This window comes from Mesorhizobium sp. CCNWLY176 (genome assembly GCF_037153935.1).
GTDB classification, from domain to species: domain Bacteria; phylum Pseudomonadota; class Alphaproteobacteria; order Rhizobiales; family Rhizobiaceae; genus Mesorhizobium_M; species Mesorhizobium_M zhangyense.
Genome location: NZ_JBBBDZ010000001.1, coordinates 52263 through 73667 on the forward strand (window position 1 = coordinate 52263; position 21405 = coordinate 73667).

Annotated in this window: 17 protein-coding genes; 8 read left to right on the forward strand and 9 right to left on the reverse strand. The window is 59.2% G+C overall.

What is annotated here, in order from left to right; genetic code table 11:
* Positions 1-86: 86 nt before the first annotated feature.
* The 6 genes from pepT to WBQ96_RS00280 form a co-directional block, all read right to left on the reverse strand.
* Positions 87-1301: a peptidase T gene (gene pepT / locus WBQ96_RS00255; protein WP_336547193.1), complete on the reverse strand. Its 1215-nt coding sequence runs from the start codon at positions 1299-1301 to the stop codon at positions 87-89.
* 102 nt (positions 1302-1403) lie between these two features.
* Positions 1404-2639 carry a CapA family protein gene (locus tag WBQ96_RS00260; protein ID WP_336547191.1) on the reverse strand — a complete coding sequence of 412 codons (1236 nt, stop codon included), beginning with the start codon at positions 2637-2639 and terminating at the stop codon, positions 1404-1406.
* A 98-nt stretch (positions 2640-2737) separates the two neighbouring features.
* Positions 2738-4420: an ABC transporter ATP-binding protein gene (locus WBQ96_RS00265; RefSeq protein WP_336547190.1), complete on the reverse strand. Its 1683-nt coding sequence runs from the start codon at positions 4418-4420 to the stop codon at positions 2738-2740.
* On the reverse strand, positions 4417-5292 hold the full coding sequence (locus WBQ96_RS00270) for an ABC transporter permease (protein WP_165117730.1): 876 nt from the start codon (positions 5290-5292) through the stop codon (positions 4417-4419). Before WBQ96_RS00270 ends, WBQ96_RS00265 begins: the two co-directional genes overlap by 4 nt.
* 12 nt (positions 5293-5304) lie before the next feature.
* The gene (locus tag WBQ96_RS00275) at positions 5305-6282 is read right to left on the reverse strand and encodes an ABC transporter permease (RefSeq protein WP_336547189.1); all 978 of its coding nucleotides are present in this window, start codon (positions 6280-6282) and stop codon (positions 5305-5307) included.
* A 4-nt stretch (positions 6283-6286) separates the two neighbouring features.
* Positions 6287-7879, reverse strand: coding sequence for an ABC transporter substrate-binding protein (locus tag WBQ96_RS00280; RefSeq protein ID WP_336547188.1), 1593 nt, complete (start codon positions 7877-7879; stop codon positions 6287-6289).
* A 241-nt stretch (positions 7880-8120) separates the two neighbouring features.
* Between WBQ96_RS00280 and WBQ96_RS00285 the strand changes: the two genes are divergently transcribed.
* The 8 genes from WBQ96_RS00285 (at position 8121) to WBQ96_RS00320 (ending at position 18514) form a co-directional block, all read left to right on the forward strand.
* Positions 8121-9035, forward strand: a complete 915-nt coding sequence (locus tag WBQ96_RS00285; RefSeq protein ID WP_336547187.1) for a LysR family transcriptional regulator — start codon at positions 8121-8123, stop codon at positions 9033-9035.
* A 224-nt stretch (positions 9036-9259) separates the two neighbouring features.
* Positions 9260-10660 (forward strand): ethanolamine ammonia-lyase subunit EutB, encoded by a 1401-nt coding sequence (locus tag WBQ96_RS00290; RefSeq protein ID WP_336547186.1) that lies wholly within the window; start codon positions 9260-9262, stop codon positions 10658-10660.
* Positions 10657-11433: an ethanolamine ammonia-lyase subunit EutC gene (eutC, locus tag WBQ96_RS00295; protein WP_336547185.1), complete on the forward strand. Its 777-nt coding sequence runs from the start codon at positions 10657-10659 to the stop codon at positions 11431-11433. The genes WBQ96_RS00290 and eutC overlap by 4 nt, the downstream gene beginning before the upstream one ends.
* Before the next feature lie 113 nt (positions 11434-11546).
* A complete protein-coding gene (locus WBQ96_RS00300; RefSeq protein ID WP_336547184.1) occupies positions 11547-12596 on the forward strand; it encodes a sugar ABC transporter substrate-binding protein in 1050 nt (349 codons plus the stop codon).
* Positions 12580-14190 carry a sugar ABC transporter ATP-binding protein gene (locus tag WBQ96_RS00305; RefSeq protein ID WP_336547183.1) on the forward strand — a complete coding sequence of 537 codons (1611 nt, stop codon included), beginning with the start codon at positions 12580-12582 and terminating at the stop codon, positions 14188-14190. The genes WBQ96_RS00300 and WBQ96_RS00305 overlap by 17 nt, the downstream gene beginning before the upstream one ends.
* Before the next feature lies 1 nt (position 14191).
* Positions 14192-15178: an ABC transporter permease gene (locus tag WBQ96_RS00310; RefSeq protein ID WP_336547182.1), complete on the forward strand. Its 987-nt coding sequence runs from the start codon at positions 14192-14194 to the stop codon at positions 15176-15178.
* 29 nt (positions 15179-15207) lie between these two features.
* Entirely contained in the window at positions 15208-16077 is an 870-nt protein-coding gene (locus WBQ96_RS00315) for a polysaccharide deacetylase family protein (RefSeq protein WP_165117716.1), read from the forward strand.
* Positions 16078-16156: 79 nt separating this feature from the next.
* Entirely contained in the window at positions 16157-18514 is a 2358-nt protein-coding gene (locus WBQ96_RS00320) for a penicillin acylase family protein (RefSeq protein ID WP_337035847.1), read from the forward strand.
* Positions 18515-18680: 166 nt separating this feature from the next.
* Here WBQ96_RS00320 and WBQ96_RS00325 read toward each other — a convergent pair whose 3' ends face one another.
* From WBQ96_RS00325 to qhpR, 3 genes are all read right to left on the reverse strand, one after another.
* Positions 18681-19427 (reverse strand): SDR family NAD(P)-dependent oxidoreductase, encoded by a 747-nt coding sequence (locus tag WBQ96_RS00325; RefSeq protein WP_165117712.1) that lies wholly within the window; start codon positions 19425-19427, stop codon positions 18681-18683.
* A gap of 8 nt (positions 19428-19435) precedes the next feature.
* The gene (locus WBQ96_RS00330) at positions 19436-20158 is read right to left on the reverse strand and encodes an SDR family NAD(P)-dependent oxidoreductase (protein ID WP_336547180.1); all 723 of its coding nucleotides are present in this window, start codon (positions 20156-20158) and stop codon (positions 19436-19438) included.
* A 79-nt stretch (positions 20159-20237) separates the two neighbouring features.
* Positions 20238-21380, reverse strand: a complete 1143-nt coding sequence (qhpR, locus tag WBQ96_RS00335) for an AraC-like transcriptional regulator QhpR (protein WP_337035848.1) — start codon at positions 21378-21380, stop codon at positions 20238-20240.
* Positions 21381-21405: the final 25 nt, after the last annotated feature.

The window sequence follows — 21405 nt, forward strand, 5'->3', positions numbered from 1 at the left end:
GTGGCGCTTGGGTATTCCCGGTGACACTGAGATCGGTGAGATCGAAACGGACTACATCGCCGCACTGCCCATCCGGACGAAGCATTTCACAAAGTGCAGATCTTTCGAGCCACATCATACGATTTCTCGAATGCGAGAACGGGAAGAAATTCAAAGCGCGAATGAAAATTATAAGCGCCGGTAAAAAAATTCGGCGTGGCTATGCCTTTGGCAGACAAGGCAGCGCCATCCGTTCCGCCACGCATCGGAATGAGTTTGGGTTCTATGCGCAGCGCCTTGAGGGCGGCAAAGAGCAATTCTACGGGGCGGCTGTTGCTGCCCAAGCGGTCTCCAATGTTTTCGTAGGTGTCGGCAATGTTGTAGCTGACGCGCGCCGTTGGGTAGCGTGACCTGATCACTTCCACGGCCTTGCCCAACTGCTCTTTGCGACGCTCGAATCCTGTTTTGTCGAAATCCCGAATCAAGACTTTAAGCCGTGCGTTGCTGTCGTTGGCGACGAGATCCTTGAACCAGAAATATCCCTCACGTCCCTCAGTGCGCTCAGGCGTCTCTGCCCGGTCAAAAGTGGCGACGAAATCGAACGCCATAAGCAGCGGATTTACCAGGACGTCCTTTGCAGACATAGGATGGGCGCTAACACCGATGAATTCGATATCGGCTGCGGCAGCGTTGAAATTTTCGATGACGACTTCGCCGAGCTCGCAGCAGTCGATCGTGTAAGCGAAATCACAGGGGAAACGAGCGAGGTCGAGCGCCTTTGCACCTCGGAGCCCGATCTCCTCATCAGGAACAAAGGCAACGAAGATATCGCCATGCTCAACGTCGGAGTCGAGCCGCGCAAGAAGTGTCATGATCACCGCGATCGCCGCCTTGTTGTCGGCGCCAAGGACGCTCGTGCCATCGCCAACGATAATATCCTGCCCGTTCCAGATGCATATTTCGGGGTGCTCTTCAATCCGCAGCCAGATATCTTTTTCCGCATTGAGGCAGAGATCCGCTCCCTCAAAGCGCATGATCTGCGGCCGGATTATGGGAGAAAGGCCAACGTCAACCGTATCGAGATGCGCGATGAACCCGATCTTCGGGGCATCAGGCCTGTTGCCACGTTTCACCGCCGTTACGGTCGCGTGCTCGTCGAGAAGCACGTCGTCCAGTCCGAGTTCTCGTAACTCGTCTGCCAACAGCGCGGCCAAGCTCTGCTGGCCGGGCGTTGACGGCAAGACCTGAGAATTCGCGTCACTCTGGCTGTCTATTGCGAGATAGCGGAAAACCCGCGCGATCAATTCGTTGCGAATATCCATGCTCAATCCTGAATTGCAAGGCGCTGGGAGCTTACCATTCCTCTGGTTCTCGCAGGAAGCGATGATGCCTGCGGGTGATCTAACCGCGCTGAGCCGGAACTCTCAGGTCAGCTCGAATACGCCGGTGCCATCGACGATCTCGATCCGGGAGCCGTATTCCCTGGACTCTGTGGCAACCCGGCGGAGAATTCGATCTGCGGCAGCACCGGTCGCGAGATGCGGCACGAGCCGACGTTCCAGAGCGTCGTCCTTCAGGCCCTCTTCGCCGCCGATGACCACCGGATGTAGTTTCAACGAAGTCAGCCGGTTGTCCCGGTCAAATGAACATAGACCGACAACACTCTCCCACACTTCGTTTCGCGACCACAGTGAGATTTCAGACCTGGTGTGGAAGATGAAGTTGCCGAGGCTGTGGAAGATCGGCCGGCCCTTATAGATCTCGATCGGCAGAAGCACCGGCACCCCATGACTGACGAAGACGGTAGCGCCAGCGTCGATGCACTGTCGAGCGAAGGTGCTGATCCAGTCGGGAGATTTCAACCAATCCGCTGCCCAGTGATGGTGGTGCAGATAGGCGATGACCAAGCTACCCGATCTCGCGGCGGTCTCTATTGCCTGAAGATTTCTCGCCAGATCGTCTTCGTCAATTCTTATGGTGCGCTTGAACCGGTTTGATCGCTGGAATATGGCGCGACCGATGCCGATCTCCGTGTCCCCGAGCGCGGGTTCATCGTCGGGCTGATTGTCCATCAGGAAATCCAGAGCTGAATATTCGGCCTTGTCGCGGATTTCCTGCAATTTTTCGAACGCAGCCTCATCGACTTCGAGGATGCGCGACAACCGAAGTCGGTTGACACCAGGCCGTTCGGCACGGTTGTCGGTGCCATCGGCCGCATACATGAAATCTGGACCGGGGCCTCCATCCATCGCCACCATGGACACAGCTCGCTGTCCGAATGCTGCGGTAGACGGACCGGAGGCTTCCCTTTTGTTGCGGCCGATACCCGCGTGCAGAAAGCCTCGCTTCTCGACTTCCTCCAGCGTTGAAAGAATCCCGGAGGGTCCAAGATCGAATGAATGGTTGTTAGAGAGAGAAAGGGCTCGGAAGCCGATCTCTCCAAGAGCGTCCAGGACAAACGGCTTGCTGCTGCCGAAATAAAATCCCTTCAGAGGCCACCCACCATGGGCGCCATATATCGTGCCCTCAAAGTTCGTGAATGCAAGGTCTGCGCCCCGCAGGATCGTGCTTACGTGGTCGAACTCTGGGCTGCCGAGTTTTCTCGTGTCATGTTTGATGAGCGATTGGCCGGTTACCGCCAAAGTGAAGTTTTCTTCCATTTCCAATACCTTGTCTCGAGAGGCTTTGTTGCAGTTCGAAGCACGCTTGCGGAAAACGCGAGGCGCTCGCGAGAGCCGAGCGTTCATCCGCCATTCCGTCAGAGAGTGAATATTTTCGGCCGAGCGTTGATCAGATGCCGGGTGTAGGGGTTGTCCGATCTGCCGAATATGAAGTCCGACGCTCCGTAATCTTCGATCCGGCCATCCTTCATCACGCAGACGGCGTCACATATGTCCTGAACCACCGCGAGATCGTGCGAGATGAAGATCATGGACAGATTGCGCTCGGACACGGCCTGCTTGAGCAGCGCCAGTATCTCTGCCTGGACGGACACATCGAGAGCTGACGTCGGCTCGTCGGCAATCAAGATTTCCGGCCCGGCGAGGAGCGCGCGCGCGATGCAGACACGCTGCTTCTGGCCGCCGGAAAGCTGGTGGGGATAGCGAGGCAATAAAACCTTCGACAGTCCAAGCCTTTCCACCGTCTCTGTCACACGCGACGGTTGACGATCATGCTCGGTTCTGGCCGTGAAGCGGACGCACTCCATCAGCGTCTCGACCACCGTCAGCCTCGGATTGAGCGAGGAGGAGGGATCTTGAAAGACCATCTGGATGCGTCCGAGCAGGCCGCCGCTACGGCCTCGGCTACCGACGTCGCAGACCCTCCCGTTCATTACGACCTTGTCGGCGCTGCCGGTCTCCAGGCCGGCGAGGATGCGGCCAATCGTCGACTTGCCGCTGCCGCTCTCCCCGACAATCCCAAGGACGCCGCCGCGCCGCAGCTGGAGGCTGACGTTCTGCAAGGCGAACGTCGCGGACCCTTTGCCGAACAATGCCTGGAGGCCATGATTGCCGAATGTCTTGGACAGGTTCTCGACAACAAGGATCGGGCCGCCGGCTTCCGATGCTTCGTCGCGCTGAACGGCTTTATCATCGGACGCTCCTTGACCGATTGCGGGAGCCGCGGGTGAAAGGCGCAATCTCGGGACCGCTGACAGGAGGCTTTGCGTGTAGGCGCTCTTAGGGTTGTCGAGAAGCGCCGCCGTTGCATTGTGCTCAATCACTTCGCCGTCCTTCATGACAAGGACGCTGTCGGCAATTTCTGCGATAACACTCATGTCGTGGGTGATGAGGAGGAGGGAGAGCCCCGCTTCCTCGACCAGACCTCTTAGTACCCGGAGGATCTGCTTCTGCACGGTGGCATCGAGCGCGGAGGTCGGCTCATCGGCTACAATGATCGAGGGAGAGCCCGCCAGGGCGATCGCGATGACGACGCGCTGCCTCTGTCCGCCGGAGAGCTGGTGCGGATAGCTGTGATAACGCCCGTTCGGATCGGGAATGCCAACCCGCTGAAGAAGCTCCAGAGCCCTTTGCCGCACGCCCGTTCTTGGTAGATTGGGAAAGATCGTCGAGATCGTCTCGCTCAACTGGGCGCCGACCGTCATGAGTGGATCGAGCGATGAGGTGTGATCCTGAAAGATGCTGGCAATGGTCCTGCCTCTGAGGGCATGGCGTTTGCTGGCAGTCAGAGTCTCGATTGCAGTTCCATTCACCCGGACTGTTCCGGAGGATTGTTCAAAACCCGCGCCTAGCAAACCGATGACGGCATTGCCGATCGTCGACTTGCCGGCACCGGATTCCCCGATGATACCGAGGACCTCGCCGCGACCGAGCACGAAGCTGACGTCGCGAACGATCGTCGTGGTTCCGGAAGCACCATGGTGCTGGAGCGTGAGATTTCTGACGTCGAGCGGCGGGATTTCGCTGTTTTCTATCGTCATATCGATCTGTTCCTGGGATCCCATATCCGGCGGATGTCTTCGCCGGCAAAATTGATGGCGGCGATGAGTCCGAACAGCGCAAACCCGGGAAACAGGCTGATCCAATACTGGCCGGTCAGCAGGTACTGAAATCCGTTTGCGACAGTCGAACCGAGAGATGGCTGATCCATCGGAACGCCCAGCCCCAGGAACGACAGCGTGGCCTCAAGGGCAACGGCATGGCCGATTTCGATGGGAAGCAGGGTGATGGCCGGTGCGATGCTGTTCGGCAGAAGATGCCGAAGGACTATACGGGCGTTCGAGAGTGGCATCGTGCGTGCCGCGTCGATGTATGGCTTGCCAGCCTCACTCAAGGCGACGCTTCGCACGACCCTCGCATATGTCGCCCACTGCACGATGATGAGCGCCAGAATAATCCGGTCGACCCCGGGGCCGAGCGTAACGATTGCAATGAGTGCGACCAGCATGGTCGGCAGGCTGAGCTGCAGGTCGACCACCCGCATGATGATGGCGTCGACCCATTTGCCGAAATAGGCGGCGGTGACACCAACGGTGAGGCCGATGGCCGCGGCAGCCAGGGCGCTGACGATCGAAACCATGAGGCTTATGCGAAGGCCATAAAGAATACAGCTTGCGATATCTCTCCCAAGGCCGTCCGTTCCAAGCAGGTAATGGTATCCGCCGCTGCCTATCGTGCCGGGAGGAGAGGATGCTTCCCAGCCGAATATCTGAAGCGGGTCGTAGGGGTTCTGCGGTGCCAGCACGGGCGCTGCCACAGCCGCCGCCACGAACAATGCCAGGATGAGGTTGGGTGGGGTACAGACGCGACGAGATGGACGGCGCTTGAGAGTGGTAGAAGGCTGGTGTGTCATTTCCGATCCTCCCTAAGCTGAAATTCGCACGCGCGGGTCGAGCACGGCATAAAGGAGATCGACGAGAGCATTCAGTGCGACGAAAGCGATCGAGATGAATGTCAGTGTCGCCATCACGACCGGTCGATCCAGAAGCTGGATGGAATCGATCAGCAGCTTGCCCACACCCGGCCAGGCGAAGATGGTTTCGACCACCACGGCAAAGGCGAGCATGCCGCCGAATTGCAACCCGACGATCGTGATGATCGGAAGGCTGATGTTCGGCAGGGCATGACGAAACAGGATGCGCCGACCGGAAAGCCCCTTGGCGATGCAGAACCGGACGAAATCTGTTTTTTTGGCCTCGACCGTGCCGGCGCGGGCAAGGCGCGCGATCAGCGCTACATTTGGGATTGCGAGCGCCAGGGTGGGAAGGACCAGATGCTTCAGCCCGTCGGCCGTGAGAAAGCTCCAATCGCCGCCCAGCACTTCAACGGCTTCGCCCCTGCCTCCAGGCGGAAACCATCCGGTCATCACCGCGCCCGCCAGTATGAGCATCATGCTCAGCCAGAACGATGGAACGCTGAGCGCATAGACCGTCGCCGTGACGACAATGCGATCGACAAGGGTGCCCGGGCGTGTACCCGCAAGAAGTCCCAGGCCAGTACCTGCGATCGTGGCGATGACAATCGCACCGACGGCAAGCTCGAGCGTCGCGGGGAGCTTGCTCAGAACCAGGTCAAATGCCGGCAAATGGTAGATGTAGGACGTGCCGAAACTGCCGGTGGCGAGGTTCTGGACGAAAACCACATACTGGCGCCACAAAGGCTGATCGAGACCGAGCATCTCGGTTGCGCGCCGTATGTCTTCGGGCGTTGCGGTTTCAATGTTGACGACGTTGTAGACCGGGTTCCCGACGCTGTGAATGCCGATAAACCCGATCAACGACATGACGAGGAGGAGCAGGAAGGCTTGAGATAGCCTTCCCGTGATCGTTGTCAGCAAAGCCATGGTCTTACTTCGCAGCCGGCGATGCTTGCATCGCTGTGGTCCAGCCGCGCGGATGCATGACATAGGAGCCGACCCGCTCGCCATATCCAAAAATGTGGTGGAAGTGATAGAGCGGCGCGATCGGCTGATCCTTCATCACGAAATCCGTCACGTCGGCGAGGGCTTTGTCGCGGGCGGGACCGACGTCCAGGGCCCGCGCCTTCTTAAGCATCCCGTCGAACGCAGTATTCCTGTACTGGCCGTAGTTCAGCGCTCCCGCTCCACTTTCTGCATCGGGTGAAGCCAGAACCGCCTCCAGGCACACATCCACCGACTCGCCCGAACAGCCCCCGTACCAGACGCCATATTCACCGGCTCCCCGCTTGGTGTTGAACACTGAGAACGGGACCGCGACCGGCTGCACGCTGACCCCGATGCGCGCCCAACTTTGCGCGACAGCCTGCAATGTCTCCCCATCACCGGGATAGCGGCCCGTCGGCCCGCTGAGGACCAGTTTGAAACCGTCGGGGAAGCCGACCTCCGCCAACAGCGCCTTCGCCTCATCGTAACGCGGCGGTTGTGCGGTAAGGTTGGAAGATGTGCCCGCCAGCCCGTTCGGGAAGAACTGCGCCGCAGCCGTGCCAAAGCCCGATAGGATCTTCTCCACGAGAATCCCGCGGTCGATCGCCATCGAAAGGGCCTGTCGAACTTTTTGATCGCGAAACGGGTTCGGGATGGTATTTCCCGATTTGTCGGTAACGCCCGGTGCGGCTTCCTTGGCAAGCTCGAACTGCAGGAAGTTCAGCCGAGCGGCTGGCACGCTCTCCACCTTTGCGCCACGCTGCTTGATGGCTTCGACGTCGCGCGCGGGCAGGAAATCCGCGATATCGACGTCTCCCGTGGAGAGAGCTGCCACGCGGGCCGCAGGGCTCTCGACGATGCGAAATTTGACTTCCGACCAGGACGGGCGACCGCCCCAGTAATCTTCGTTTCTGGTAAGCTCCAGAATCTCTCCGGAACGCCAGCTTTTGAATTTGTAAGGCCCGGTGCCAACAAGCGCGGTACCGGCATTGAGAGCCTCGGTCGTTGCAAAACCACTCGCGTCGCGGTGCATGATAAAGATCGCGGAAAGCGACAGGGGCAGGGTCGGTTGACTTCCATCTGTGTCGATGATGACGGTCAAGGGATCCGGAGCGGAGACGGAGGCAATTCCCTTGGTGTAGGCTTGGAAGCCACCGCTGGGTGGTTTGAGAAAATTGCGGATGCGCTCGATCGTGTACACGACGTCGTCGGAGGTGAAGGGCGACCCGTCGTGGAAGCGCACATTTTCCCGAAGTTTGAACTCCCAACTGGTGTCCGACAAGCGCCGCCACGAGGTGGCCAGACCGGGCTGCAGATTCAAGTGCTCGTCCTGGTAGACGAGCCGCTCGTAGATATGTGAGAGCAGCGAGCTGTTCTCGTTCAATGTCGAATAGTGAGGATCGAGCGTCATCAGCTTGTAGGATGTCGCAACACGCAGCTCCTGCGCTGCGGCCGGCAATGCGGTCGCGGTGAAAAGTGCCAACACCGCAGCCACTGTACGGATGCCTGTGAATCGAAGACAGGTCGGAAATTTCATTCAGGGTTCCCCTTTTCTTTTGTGAGGCATTCCTCGACATCGCCGAGCACCTCGAGCGTCAAAGGAGGCGCTATGTCCCCTGCGGCGTCCCGACGATGACCTCATCGAATTGCTTGCCAACCAAGGATTAGAAAATCGGTGGGGACCGTCAATTTATTAAGTTTTCGTGCTGCCCTATTAGGGTGGCTAATATAGGCATTGAGCAGCATCCCGAAGTTGGATGCTCGCTGCGGAGAAGACGATGGACGAATTGGATGACGATGCCGGGTTCGGCTTCAGGCGGGCCCGAGCGTTTCGGGAGATCATAAGATGTGGCTCGACGCGCAGTGCCGCAAAAGCTCTGCGGGTCACGCAATCGGCCGTCAGCCAACAGCTGAAGCTGTTCGAGGAAATGGTGGGCGAAAAGCTGTTTGTGAGGGATCGGCGTGGCCTCATTCCCACAACGCGCGCGATTGAAATCTACAACAAGATCGACCGCTATTTTGAAACGTTGATTCGAATAGAAAAGGAGATAACTGGATCCTTCGGCACCGTGAGGGGCAGTATGACGATTGCGGCGCCTCATCTGGTTTGCCTGTCGCTTGTTCCCAGGCTGATCAAGGAATTCGATCGAACAGAACCTTCGCTGGATTTCTATGTCCGCGCTCAGGGGTACGATCAGATCGCACAGAGCATATTAACGCAGGAGGCCGACATCGGGATTTCGCGGCTGCCCCTTGATGATCGCTTTTTTGAATGGCGTACAATTGCAATGAGCAAGAGTGTCTGTCTCGTTCCCCCAGAGCATCCATTGGCGGACAAGGACAAGGTCACCGTCGATGACCTCTCTGGGGAACGTCTGATAATTTTGGAACGGGAGTTCGCATCTCATCAAACCGGATTGAACGCATTGCTCTACGAGGGAAGCGACCCGGTCATAAAAGTTCGGACCGACGCTGTCGGTTTTGTCGCTGGGTATGTGGCAGAAGGTTTGGGAATTTCAATCGCGAACGAATTCATCGCTCGACAGTGCGCACTGTTCAACTTGAAAGTTGTGCCCTTTCATCCCCCGGCGACCTATGAATATGTCGTTTTTTGGCGACGGGGCGGCGCAAGGAATCCGCAGCGGGAGAAGTTAGTCGACGCCATAATTAGTATCGGCAAATTGCCTACTTGAACGCTTGCATTTCTACGCCGTCACGCGCGCGAGTCCCCGTATCCAGTGGATGTTGCAACGCCCCGTCTGCGGCAGCACTACGTTCTCGAAGGCGGAAACCCTAAGACCACGATCCGTCGAGGTCCGTTACTTGAATCAGCGACAAAACGGAATGTGCTGCACTGTCAAATGGCGGCGCCGGTTGCGGGATATCATTGTGCGGTGCAACAGTTGGAATTGGCGAGATGGCGACTTACAGAGCATCGGCAGGCGGGCAGAGCTATAGGTTTTCAGGTCTCTCGTCCCTGCTCGCAGCAGCCTCGCCGAGGCGCTCCGGTGATGAACTGGCTTGCCTTGCAGCGCAGAGCGACACTGAGCGCGTGGCCGCGCGGTATGCTCTGGCCGACCTGCCTTTGGCAAGCTTTCTAGCCGAAAACGTTGTTCCGTACGAGACGGACGAGGTGACGCGGCTCATTGCGGACACTCATGACGCCGAGGCATTCGCTCCCTTCTCCACAATGACGGTCGGGGGATTTCGCGACTGGTTGCTATCGTTCGAGGCCGATGCTCATACGCTCAAGGCGGGAGCGCGCGGCTTTACGCCAGAAATGATTGCAGCTGTCTCCAAGCTCATGCGCAACCAGGACCTGATTGCAGTCTCCCGAAAGTGCACAGTCATTTCGACCTTTCGCAATACGCTTGGTCTCCAGGGCCGCCTTGGGACGCGGCTGCAGCCAAACCATCCGACCGACGATTTGAAAGGCATTGCTGTCGCCATCCTTGACGGATTGCTGAATGGTGCTGGTGACGCCGTCATCGGGATCAATCCGGCGACGGACAATATGCAAAACAGCGCACGGCTGATCGGAATGCTTGATGAGCTTCGCCAAGCCTATCGGATGCCGACCCAGTCCTGCGTTCTGACCCATGTCACCAACACGATACGCTTGATCGAGATGGGGGCGCCTGTCGATCTTGTCTTCCAGTCGGTCGCCGGCAGTCAGACAGCCAATGAAGGCTTCGGCATCAGCCTGTCTATTCTGAAGGAGGCCCAGGAGGCAGCCCTGTCGTTGGGAAGAGGCACCGTCGGCAACGACGTGATGTATTTCGAAACCGGCCAAGGTGCGGCCCTGTCGGCCAACGCGCATCATGGGGTCGACCAGCAGACCATGGAGGCGCGTGCCTATGCCGTGGCACGGCATTTCCAGCCCCTTCTGGTCAACACGGTCGTGGGTTTTATCGGGCCGGAATATCTCTACGATGGAAAGCAGATCATTCGCGCCGGTCTCGAGGACTTGTTCTGCGGCAAGCTGCTCGGTTTGCCGATGGGTTGCGACGCCTGCTACACCAACCATTCCGAGACAGATCAGGACGATATCGATACCCTGATCACGCTTTTGACCGTTGCCGGCGTGAATTTCATCATCACGGTGCCGGGCTCCGACGATGTCATGCTGAGCTATCAAAGCGCCTCTTTCGAAGATCTCACCTTTCTCAGAAAGAATCTTGGCGTTCGCCCCGCGCCGGAGTTTGAGACGTGGCTGCTGGAGATGGATTTGATCCGGCTCTCCGGCGGGCGGGCATTGCCGAACTATCCGCGCGACCGGATGCTGGGAATGGTCGATGCGGTGGGCCTCGCATCATGAGCACTCCTGCCAATCTTTTCGGAAATCTCCGTACCCTGACGCCATCGCGCGTCGGCGTTGCAACAGCAGACGGCACCGCCCCCACCAGGAGCGTACTCGATTTCCAGCAGGCTTATGCCCTGGCCCGGGACGCCATTCATGAGCCGCTGGATGCGGCGGGCATCGCGCGAGCGGTCGCGCCGCTACCCAGCCGCCTCGTCCGTAGCCAGACGCCGGATCGCGGCACGTATCTCAGGCGCCCCGACCTGGGTCGCCGGCTGCATGCTGAATGCCTGATCGACCTTCCCGCGATCGGCTGTGATGTAGTCTTCGTGGTCGCCGACGGGCTTTCCGCGCGCGCGGTCGAGCAACATGTGGCGCCCGTTCTGAAATTAGCAGTCGAGCGATTGGAAGGCTGGTCCGTCGGCCCGGTGGTCATTGCCAGCCAGGCACGGGTAGCGATTGGCGATGAGATCGGGGCCTGTCTCGGGGCCGAATTTTGCGTCGTCCTGATCGGCGAGCGACCGGGTTTGAGCGTTTCCGACAGCCTTGGCGTCTATATCACCCGCAAGCCAGCTATCGGGCGAATGGATTCCGACCGCAACTGCATTTCCAACATTCATGCCAATGGAGGCCTCAGCCATGCCCAGGCTGCGGCGAAGATCGCCTGGCTTCTGAAGCAGGCCCGCAAGATTGGGCAAACCGGCGTCACCCTTAAGGATGAGATGGTCGAGGGCGTCATCGAGCATGGCGCCGTGTCAACGGGGATAGACGGATACGGCTTTTCGACCTGATGGCATTGCCGATTGAGAATGTGCTGAAGTGTTAAGTCGAAACCTCTCAGCCTGTGAATAATGTCCCCATTAAAAATCTGGTGTCTGCCAGTTACAATAAAGGGGTTCGCAGCATGATCAGAATGTTCTCACTCGGCAGCATCCTGCCGGTCACGGCTGGCCTTCTTTTGGCCTCGACGGTTACGACGGTGGTTCCGGCACGAGCTCAGGTCGCTTGCGAGCGGCATGCCATAGATCTCGGCGACGGCAAGTCGGTGATGGGCGGCTGCGAGCCGCTCAAGATCGCCTTTATGATCGCTGCGACCAACAATACCCATCTCCAGGCGCAGATCAAAGGAGCGCAGGATGCCGCAAAGGAAATCGGCGCCACGTTGGACGTTTTCGATCCGAACTGGAGCCCGACGACCCAATTCAACCAGGCGCAGAACATCATTTCCGGCGGCCAGTACAATGCCGTCCTTGCCGAAATGAACGACGGCAACCAGGCCTGCGGCATCATGACCGATACAGCGCGGGCAGCCGGCGTCCTCGTTGCAGTCACCAATCAGCCCCTTTGCAACCGCGGCACCAACGAGGGTGACGAGCTCTGGGCTCCGGGCACGCTGAATTTTGTCGGTGGCTCGCAGGGCCGCACGGCGTTCCGCGACTGGATCATGTCCATTGCAGAGGAAAATCCGGGGCCGCAGCAGGTTGCCGTGGTCACCGGTCCGGATCTGAACTCCAACACGATCAACACCGATCTCGCCCTCAAGGATGTCCAGGAAAAGTACCCTGAGTTCAAGGTCATTGCAGTCGTGCGCACGGATTATTCTGTGGTGCAGGGAAACCAGAAGACCCTTCCGCTCTTCCAAGCCAATCCTGATCTCACAATCTTCATTTCCAACTATTCCGATATGACGCGCGGCGCGGTCCAGGCAGCCCGGCAGGTGGGGTTGCTCGACAAGCTCAAGGTCTATGACAGCGGCGGCAATGACTGGGCCTTCAAGGCGGTCGCAGCCGGGCAGATCACCAGCACCCGGACGATCGAGCCCTATACCGAAACCTATCTCGCCGTGAAGCAGCTCGGAGACGCATGGACAGGCACGCCGGTTGCACGATTTACGCCCACCAAGTCGATCAAGATCGATGCGGAGACCGTCAAGAACAATGAACCGCAATACTGATCATTCAGGCGCGGCGAGCTACGGGGCGAGTCTAATGTTCGACGTGAACACCGCTGCCGGCGCAGTGGCATCGGCTGGCCCAAGCGCCTCCAGTCCCATTGCGTTGCGCGCAGATGGCGTCCAGATGCGCTATGGTGGCACCATGGCGCTCAAGGGCGTAAGCCTGGAGGCCAAGGCCGGTAGTATCCATGCGCTGATTGGTGAGAACGGCGCAGGGAAATCCACCTTTCTCGGGGTAATCGCCGGTCGTGTCGTTCCCAGCGCCGGGAATGTCAGCATCTTCGGTCAGCCGCACGTCTTTGGCCAGCCGCGGCAGGCGCGGCGTCTGGGCATCACGGCGATCTATCAGGAACTGACGATTGTTCCGCGTCTGTCTGCCGTGGCGAACGTCTTCCTCGGCCAGCCGATCTCCCGGTCTGGCATGCTCGATGAAAAGTCGATGCGCCGTGATTTTGACACGCTGTGTGAGAGACTTGATGTTCGCATCCGTCCGGATGTGTTGGCCGGAACGCTTTCGGTTGCCGACCAGCAGATGCTGGAGATCATGCGAGGCATCCAGTCCGAGGCGCGGCTGTTGTTGTTCGACGAGCCGACCACGTCGCTTGCCCCGCCCGAGCGCGAAGCGCTGTTCAAGATCATGCGGCAGCTCAAGGATCACGGTACGACGATGATGTTCGTCAGCCACAATCTTGAGGAAGTGCTGGACATATCCGATACGGTCACGGTTTTCCGCGACGGATCGCTTTCAGCGAGCGGCGACCGTTCCGACTGGGACAAGCCTTCGCTTATCCGCGCCATGGTCGGCCATGACGTGGTAGAGAACCGTCGCGTCGAGCGGCCGCCGGTTCCTGCAGGCATGCCGTTCCTGTTGCAGGCCGACAAGGTCACCGTGCCGGGCGCGATCGAGAATGTCAGCATCACGCTGAAACGCGGTGAGATCCTCGGCATTGGTGGTCTCGTCGGCTCTGGCCGGACCAGCCTACTGCGAGCTCTGGCTGGTCTCGAGCCGCGCAGCACCGGCACGCTTGTCATCAACGGCGAGGCATGTCCCTGGCCCAATGATCCGCGGCGGGCGCTGGGTGCGGGCATCGCTCTGGTGCCCGAAGACCGCAAGGCGCAAGGCCTCGTGCTTGGCATGCGCGCCATGGACAATGTTGTCATGGCCGACATGAAGCAGGTCTCCCGCATGGGCTTCCTGTCCAACACCATGATCCGGGAAAAGTCCCGCAAGATCGCGCGTGAATTCGGCTACCCCGAAACTCGCCTCGAAACCATTGTCCGGCACCTTTCGGGTGGCAACCAGCAGAAAGTGCTGCTGGGCAAAGTGCGTTTCTGTTCTCCCTCCATCCTGCTTGTGGACGAGCCGACGCGCGGTATCGATATCGGTGCCAAGGACGAGATCATGAACACGCTCAGAGCCCTCGCAGATGAAGGGGTCGGCATCATCGTCGTTTCCTCGGACCTCGAGGAGGTCATCGCGATCAGCGACCGGATCGTTGTCATGTCCGAGGGCCAGGCCGTCGCCGAACTCGATCAGTCTCGGTCAACCGTTGCAGTCGGCGATATCCTGCACGCCGCTTTCAGGGTCCATTAAGATGAACGCACAGAACTCTGCCATCAACGTCAGCACCACCCCCAAGGAAATGCGGTTCTTCAGCCGGGATGTGATGCTCCAATACGGTGTCTTGTGGGCATTCTTGCTGCTCCTCATCGTCAGCGCCTTTCTCTATCCGCGCGTGTTCGAGCTTCAGAACATCCAGAACATCCTCAGCCAGTCCGCTCCGGTGGGCATCGTGGCGGTGGGCATGACATTCGTAATCATCGGCGGTGGGTTCGATCTGTCCGTTGCGGCGATCTTCGCGCTTGGCGCAGTGGTGTTCGCAAACCGCGCGGATGTGTTCGGCCTCTGGGGCGCTGCAGCGGCGGTGGTCACCGTCAGTGCCATATGTGGCATCATCAACGGGCTGATCGTGACCCGGCTGAAGGTTAATGCCTTCGTCGCCACGCTTGGTTCCGGCTCGGTTTTCGGCGGGCTCGCCTACATCTATTCCAACTCCGCCCCGCAGGTGCCGAACGATTTCAATTTCGGCGATCTGGGAACGGGCTCCTGGTTCGGTTGGCCGATCTCCATCTGGATATTGTTCATCACGTTCGCGGTGGGTGCCGCGATCCTCTCCAGGAGCGTCTACGGCCGGTCGATTTATGCCCTGGGCGGCAATGAGGAAGCGGCCCGCCTATCGGGCATTCCCGTCGATCTCTACCGGGCCAGCACCTATGTGCTGACGGCGATCTGCTCGGGTGTAGGCGGTATGATTCTGTCGTCGCGCCTCGGCGTTGGGCAGGCCGATATGGGCGGTAGCCTGGCACTCGATGCGATCGCCATCGTCGTCATCGGCGGAACCTCGCTGCTCGGCGGGGAAGGGGCCCTGTGGCGGACGGCCGTCGGCCTTCTGATCATCGCGACGCTGACCAACGTCTTCGATTCGCTCGCCATCAATACGAACTACCAGCTCGTCGCCAAGGGCCTCATCGTAATCGCGGCTGTCGCCCTCGACATCTATGCCCGCAAGATGCGGACCTAACAGTTCAACGAAAAGAGAGAGTCAGCAGTATGAAGAAAGACGTCAGAATCGCCCTTACCTTCGACTTCGATGCCTATTCGCTTTGGATTGGCACTTTCGATTCCAATTCGCCGAGCATGCTGTCACGCGGGGAGTTCGGACCGGTCGGCGTGCGCCGCATCCTGGCTTCGCTCGAAGCCGAGAAGATCCCCGCGACCTTCTACATTCCGGGGCATACGGCCTATGCGTTCCCGAAGACGGTAGAGGCGGTCGCCGCAGCCGGTCATGAAATCGGCCATCATGGCTGGGTCCATGAAAACCCGGCCTCGGTCTCCGCCGACAAGGAGCGCTGGATTCTCGAAAAGGGCTTCGAGGCGCTGGACAAGGTCGCCGGCATCCGTCCGACCGGCTATCGTTCCCCTGCCTGGGACAACAGCCCGCAGACCGTGCCGCTGCTTCTCGAACACGGCTTCGAATACGAAAGCAGCATGATGGGCAGCGACTTCCAGCCCTACTGGTGCCGCGTTGGCGACAGCTGGACCAAGGATGGCCCCTATGTCTTCGGCAAGCCAGTCGATCTCGTGGAAATGCCGGTGGCGTGGCACCTCGACGATTTCCCGCAATTCGAATATGTCGTCGGCAAATCCAGCACCAACCAGGGCGTGATTACGCCGCGTGACCTCCTGCAGATGTGGAAGGACGAGTTCGATTTCCTCTACGACCGGATCGGCGAAGGCGTCTTCATCGCGACGATGCATCCGCAGACGATCGGCCGGGGTCATCGAATGCTGGTCCTCGAACAGTTCATCGACTACGTGAAGGACAAGCCAGGGGTGAGCTTCACCCGCATGGGTGACTATGTACGGCACTGGAAGCAGGGCAAGACACCGTCCCTGCCGGCAGACACTGCCGAATCCTGATCCAGAACTTCACAGGGAGGTGCCGGTCACGGCACCTCCCGTTTCCAATTCAGCGGGCGGCCGTGCAGGCCAGGACGAAATGATGACGCCAGACGCGATAGTTCTTTCCGGTCTTGCGGACGACGTGTCCATTTACATCGACCAGTGGGGCATCTCCCACATCCGTGCAAAAAACAAACGTGACCTGTTTTTCGCGCAAGGATACAACGCCGCCCGCGACAGGCTTTGGCAGATCGATCTCTGGCGCAAGCGCGGCCTTGGCCTGTTGGCTGCCGATTTTGGCCCCGGCTATCTCGAACAGGATCGTGCCGCGCGCCTGTTCCTCTACCGTGGCGACATGCAGACGGAATGGGATGCCTATTGCGAGGATGCAGAGGAAATCGCCACCACGTTCGTCCAAGGCATCAATGCCTATGTTGATCTGATCGATAGGGGCGATGCTGAACTGCCGCCGGAATTTTCTCTTTTCGGTACGTCTCCCGCCCGGTGGAAGGCCGAGGATGTGGTGCGCATCCGCAGCCATTCCCTCATGCGCAACGCCCTTTCCGAGGTAATCCGCGCCAATGTCATGAGCCGCACCGACGCCGGCATAGATGAGTTGCGCCAGGCGCTCGTGCCCGCCAAGGATCCATTTGTCGCGGACGGCATAATACTGGATGAAATCCCGCTGGAGGTGACTGACACGTTCAAGCTTGCACTCGCCGCTGTCACTTTCGAAGAGCAGCGGCTGTCGGCACAGCTGGACGAGGCCGGTTTGTGGCGAAAGGTTGCCGGGACCGGCGAGGTGGTGCGAGACGCGTCAGCGCAAGGATCCAACAACTGGGTTATCCATGGCAGCCGCACCGAGAGCGGCCGACCGATCCTGGCCAATGATCCGCACCGCACCCATGCTATTCCTTCATTGCGTTATCTCGTGCATCTGACCTGCCCGGAATTCGACGTCATAGGCGCCGGTGAACCTTGCCTGCCGGGCATATGTATTGGCCACAACGGCAACAGCGCATTCGGCCTTACGCTGTTTTTCGGCCATGACCAGGAAGACGTCTATGTCTACGAAATCTCGCCTGAAGACCGGGATCTCTATCGCTATGGCGGCAACTGGGAGCGAATGGTGGTGCTTCAGGAGCATATCGCGCTCAGGGACGGCTCTTCGACCGCGCTCACGTTGCGTTTCACCCGTCATGGACCGGTGGTTTATGAGGATGCATCGCTCAACCGGGCCTATGCGATCAAGTCGGTCTGGTTCGATCCGGGCACAGCACCCTATTTCGCGTCGATCGCCTCGATGCGCACAAAGTGCTTTGCCGATTTTCGCGACACGATGGCAAGGTGGGGCGTGCCCGCGACCAATCAGGTCTACGCCGATAAGGGCGGAACGATCGGCTGGGTCGTCGCCGGCTTCAGCCCGGTACGGCCCAATTGGGACGGCCTCTTGCCCGTACCCGGGGACGGGCGCTACGAGTGGAACGGCTATTTCGCGGCAGCTGAACTGCCGGCCGTCAGCAACCCGGAGACTGGCTTCCTTGCAACCGCCAACGAACCCAATCTGCCGGCTGAATGGGATCAAAGCGAAAAGCAGATCGGATACGAGTGGCTGGAACGTTCGCGTGCCGATCGCATATCGGAGGTGCTGTCCGGTGACAGCAGGCATAGTATCCGCTCCTCCGGGGCCTTGCAGGCAGACAGCACTTCGCTTGCAGCACGTCGACTGGTTAGGCTTCTCAGAATGCTGGACGCATCGACGGCGGCCAGCGTGGCCGAGGCCCAGGCTATTTTTGAAGGTTGGAATCACCGTTTAGATGCCGACAGTGCCAGTGCCGCCCTGTTCGAAGTCTGGTGGAGCAAGCATCTGCGGCCCGGACTGTTCCGGCTGATCACCGATAACCCGTCCGTCCGGACGCTCCTGCTACCCGGAGATCCGGAGGCTGTGCTCGCCCTAATGGAGAAGCCGGATCATCGACTGGGAACGGACCCTGTGGCAGCGCGCGACGCGCTCCTCGCCTCCACGCTCGAAACGGCCTTGGTGGAGTGCCGCGATATGCTCGGCGTTGTTCCCTCCGGCTGGCGTTGGGGGACTTTGCACCAGGCGCATTTCATTCATGCGACGAGCAATATATACAAGGAGAAGTTGCGCCTGAACGGTGACGTTGGACCCCTTGAGAAGGGCGGGAGCGATTCTAGCCCCATGAATGCGTCGTACCGGATATCGGATTTCCGCGTCACGCTCGGCGCATCCGTCCGAGTCGTCGTCGATGTCGGCGCGTGGGACAACAGTCTCTGCATCAACGCACCCGGCCAATCCGGAAATCCCTCCTCCAAACATTATGGCGATCTCGCCGAAAAGTGGTCGCGTGGCGAATTCGTGCCGCTCCTGTATTCGCAGGGGCGTGTGGATGAGGCGACCGAACAACGGATCGTGCTTACGCCGGGCAGATGACCTGCGGGCGTGAAACTTGGCTTCGTGAACCGGTGAGCTGTCGAGGCTCACCGGCTTTTGCTTCCGGTTGCGGCAGTTGTATTGCAGTCCAAAAAGCCCCTTGAAACAGAGAGTTCAAAGCGCAATACGACAGGAATTGGACCTGTCAGGTCCTCTGGGGGGAAGCTCAGGCGAGCATGCCGCCGTCGACGAGGATGTCGGAACCAGTGATGTAGCGCGCTTCGTCCGAAGCCAGATAGGCGACCGCGGATGCAATGTCCTTCGGCAGTCCCAGGGCGCCGAGCGGCACGGACTGCAGGAACTGCGACAGCTGTGCGGGGTCGTTTTCATAGAACATTGGTGTGTCGATCACGCCTGGGCAAACGGTGTTGACGCGGATTTTCAGGGGCGCGAGCTCGCGGGCTGCCGACCTCGTCATGCCGCGCACGGCCCATTTCGCGCCGGCATAAGCAAATGTGCCCTTGTAGCCGACCATGCCTCCAATCGATGAAAGATTGATGATGGAGCCGCCCAGCGACATAAGGGGCACGGCACATTTCATACCCCAGAAGATCGAAAACTGGTTGATCTCGAACATGCGTCGGAAGCCATCAGCCGTCTCGTCCTGCAGCGAGGCCGGCCCGTAGATTCCGGCATTGTTGACGAGAATGTCGAGGCGGCCGACGTCGCGGGCAATCCGCTCCATCATGGCGGCCCACTGTGCTTCAGACGTCACATCGAGAGGTTGGAACACGCCCGTCCTGTCCAGGTGCGCGGCCGTTTTTTCACCTTCGCCTTCCAGGATGTCGCCGAGATATACAAGGGCACCTTCACTGGCGAGCCGTTGAGCAATGGCTGCTCCAATGCCTCGGGCGGCACCTGTGACCAGTGCAGTCCGCCCGGCAAGCGGATGATAATCCGTATTGTTGTTCATGATATTTCCTATTGTGCAGTAAATCCGCCGTCGATCGGCAGGACGGCGCCAGTCACGAAAGAGGATGCGTCGCTGGCAAGGAATACGGCTCCGTCAGCGATTTCCTCAGGCCGTCCGATACGGCCCATGGGTGTGAGTGCGAGTGTCGCCGCATTCATTTCCGGTTTCTGGGCGCGCACCATCTCGGTATCGATGAGACCCGGCAGGATGACGTTGGCGCGGATTCCCTGCTTGGCATAGGTGACCGCTACGTTGCGTGTCATGTTGATGACCGCTCCCTTGCTGGCATGGTAGGCGATCTGCCCGGTACCGGCGACCTGTCCCCAGATCGACGAGATGTTGACGATGGAAAGCGATCCCTTGCCGAGCATGCGGGCGGTTGCCATGCGCATGCCGAGCATCACGCCGGTCTGGTTCACCCGCAGGATAAAATCCCAATCGGCCATGGTGACGTCATGAACGCCGTCTTTCGTTGGCGCAACGCCGGCGGCATTCACCAGAATGTCGATTTTCCCATCCCCGGCATCAATCTCCCGACCGATCCGTTCCCAGTCAGTTTCCGAGCCGACATCGCATTGGCGATAGAGAATATCGGTGTCGTAGGACGGTGCTTCGGTAAATATGTCCGTTGCGATCACGCGCGCCCCTTCGCGGGCGATCGCTTCGGCACAGGCTCTCCCGATGCCGCGATAGGCGCCAGTCACCAGCGCCAGCTTACCTTGTAATTTCATCTCCACTCCCCATCGTGGCGGATTATCGCTGGGGCTGATTGTAGTCGGATACTCAATCCTGAGTTTGACAATTGAGCACTCAGTTTAGACACGGCGCCAATCTTCTGGTCGTCGCGGCTTGTACGCTCATTGCCCGCATCTTTGAGGGGGAGGCGTCGAACCATCGCGCGCAGGCGCGGCTGAAGGCGCTAAGCTCCGAATAGCCAAGGATGTTGGCGATATCGTTAATCATGAGATGCGTCTGAGCAAGATAGAGCAGGGCAAGGCGACGACGTGTCTCCTCCACGAGCGCGGAAAAGATTTGTCCCTCGGCCGCCAGCCGACGCTGCAGCGTCCAGCGCGGCATCTTGAGCGCTTCGGCCACATCTTCGATATGGGGATAGCCGGAGGGCAATTGCGCCCGGATTTCCCCAACCACCCGTCGGTTCAACCCGAGTGTCCCTGTGCCGCCGGTCAGTTGCATCAGCGCTTCGCAGAGCGCATGCATGCGGCCCGTATCCCAGTCTGCTGCCGTCCGTGCGATCGACTTTTCGCGAAAGACCAATGCATTGGTCTTCATGTTGAAATAGACTGGCGCATTGAACACGGTCTCATGCTCGCGCCAGTTTTCCGGTCGCGGATGTTCGAAATGCACTTCGTCCGGCGACCACGCTGCGTTCATGACCCGGCGAATGATGTTCAGATACATTCCGATCGTCAGCTCGGCATCTTGCCGCCGCTGCAGGATGAAGCCGTCGAGAATCCGGTATTCGAGATGCCAGAGCTCCTCTCGCCGATGGAAGGCGACCAAGGTGTTCTGCTGGTGGTAGGGGAAATACTTGACCAGATTGCCGAGTGCGTCTGCAAGGGTCGGCGATGAAACGGCGATTTCTCCGATCAGGCCCAGCCTGTCCGGCGTGAAGTCGCGGCCGTAGTGAAGACCGAAGTTGTCGTTCTGGGTTTTGCGAGACGCCGTTTCGAGCAGCTCGCAATATGCTCCCAGATCCAGGATTTCGCGCTCCTTGCGCGTATCGGCCTCATCCATCCCGACGGACCACAGAATTTCATGAGCGCTCGTTCCGTGCCTGGAAATGAACTGTGCGATGCCGTTTGCCGCGCAGGATAGAATCTTGGCCGGCGCCCGAAACTGAGGATTTGATGAATCTCGTCTCCATGCAATTGTGCTTGAAGCTTCCATTATGTACGGTTCCGCTCTGGTGAGGAATGCATCTTTTGCGTGCATTTTGATAAGAGTACCGGTTAACCGA

What these genes read in the sequence shown, in the direction of transcription:
- pepT (WP_336547193.1), bottom strand. Translation starts at nt 1,301, where the DNA reads ATGGATATTCGCAACGAATTGATCGCGCGGGTTTTCCGCTATCTCGCA.
- WBQ96_RS00260 (WP_336547191.1), bottom strand. Translation starts at nt 2,639, where the DNA reads ATGGAAGAAAACTTCACTTTGGCGGTAACCGGCCAATCGCTCATCAAA.
- WBQ96_RS00265 (WP_336547190.1), bottom strand. Translation starts at nt 4,420, where the DNA reads ATGACGATAGAAAACAGCGAAATCCCGCCGCTCGACGTCAGAAATCTC.
- WBQ96_RS00270 (WP_165117730.1), bottom strand. Translation starts at nt 5,292, where the DNA reads ATGACACACCAGCCTTCTACCACTCTCAAGCGCCGTCCATCTCGTCGC.
- WBQ96_RS00275 (WP_336547189.1), bottom strand. Translation starts at nt 6,282, where the DNA reads ATGGCTTTGCTGACAACGATCACGGGAAGGCTATCTCAAGCCTTCCTG.
- WBQ96_RS00280 (WP_336547188.1), bottom strand. Translation starts at nt 7,879, where the DNA reads ATGAAATTTCCGACCTGTCTTCGATTCACAGGCATCCGTACAGTGGCT.
- WBQ96_RS00285 (WP_336547187.1), top strand. Translation starts at nt 8,121, where the DNA reads ATGGACGAATTGGATGACGATGCCGGGTTCGGCTTCAGGCGGGCCCGA.
- WBQ96_RS00290 (WP_336547186.1), top strand. Translation starts at nt 9,260, where the DNA reads ATGGCGACTTACAGAGCATCGGCAGGCGGGCAGAGCTATAGGTTTTCA.
- eutC (WP_336547185.1), top strand. Translation starts at nt 10,657, where the DNA reads ATGAGCACTCCTGCCAATCTTTTCGGAAATCTCCGTACCCTGACGCCA.
- WBQ96_RS00300 (WP_336547184.1), top strand. Translation starts at nt 11,547, where the DNA reads ATGATCAGAATGTTCTCACTCGGCAGCATCCTGCCGGTCACGGCTGGC.
- WBQ96_RS00305 (WP_336547183.1), top strand. Translation starts at nt 12,580, where the DNA reads ATGAACCGCAATACTGATCATTCAGGCGCGGCGAGCTACGGGGCGAGT.
- WBQ96_RS00310 (WP_336547182.1), top strand. Translation starts at nt 14,192, where the DNA reads ATGAACGCACAGAACTCTGCCATCAACGTCAGCACCACCCCCAAGGAA.
- WBQ96_RS00315 (WP_165117716.1), top strand. Translation starts at nt 15,208, where the DNA reads ATGAAGAAAGACGTCAGAATCGCCCTTACCTTCGACTTCGATGCCTAT.
- WBQ96_RS00320 (WP_337035847.1), top strand. Translation starts at nt 16,157, where the DNA reads ATGATGACGCCAGACGCGATAGTTCTTTCCGGTCTTGCGGACGACGTG.
- WBQ96_RS00325 (WP_165117712.1), bottom strand. Translation starts at nt 19,427, where the DNA reads ATGAACAACAATACGGATTATCATCCGCTTGCCGGGCGGACTGCACTG.
- WBQ96_RS00330 (WP_336547180.1), bottom strand. Translation starts at nt 20,158, where the DNA reads ATGAAATTACAAGGTAAGCTGGCGCTGGTGACTGGCGCCTATCGCGGC.
- qhpR (WP_337035848.1), bottom strand. Translation starts at nt 21,380, where the DNA reads ATGCACGCAAAAGATGCATTCCTCACCAGAGCGGAACCGTACATAATG.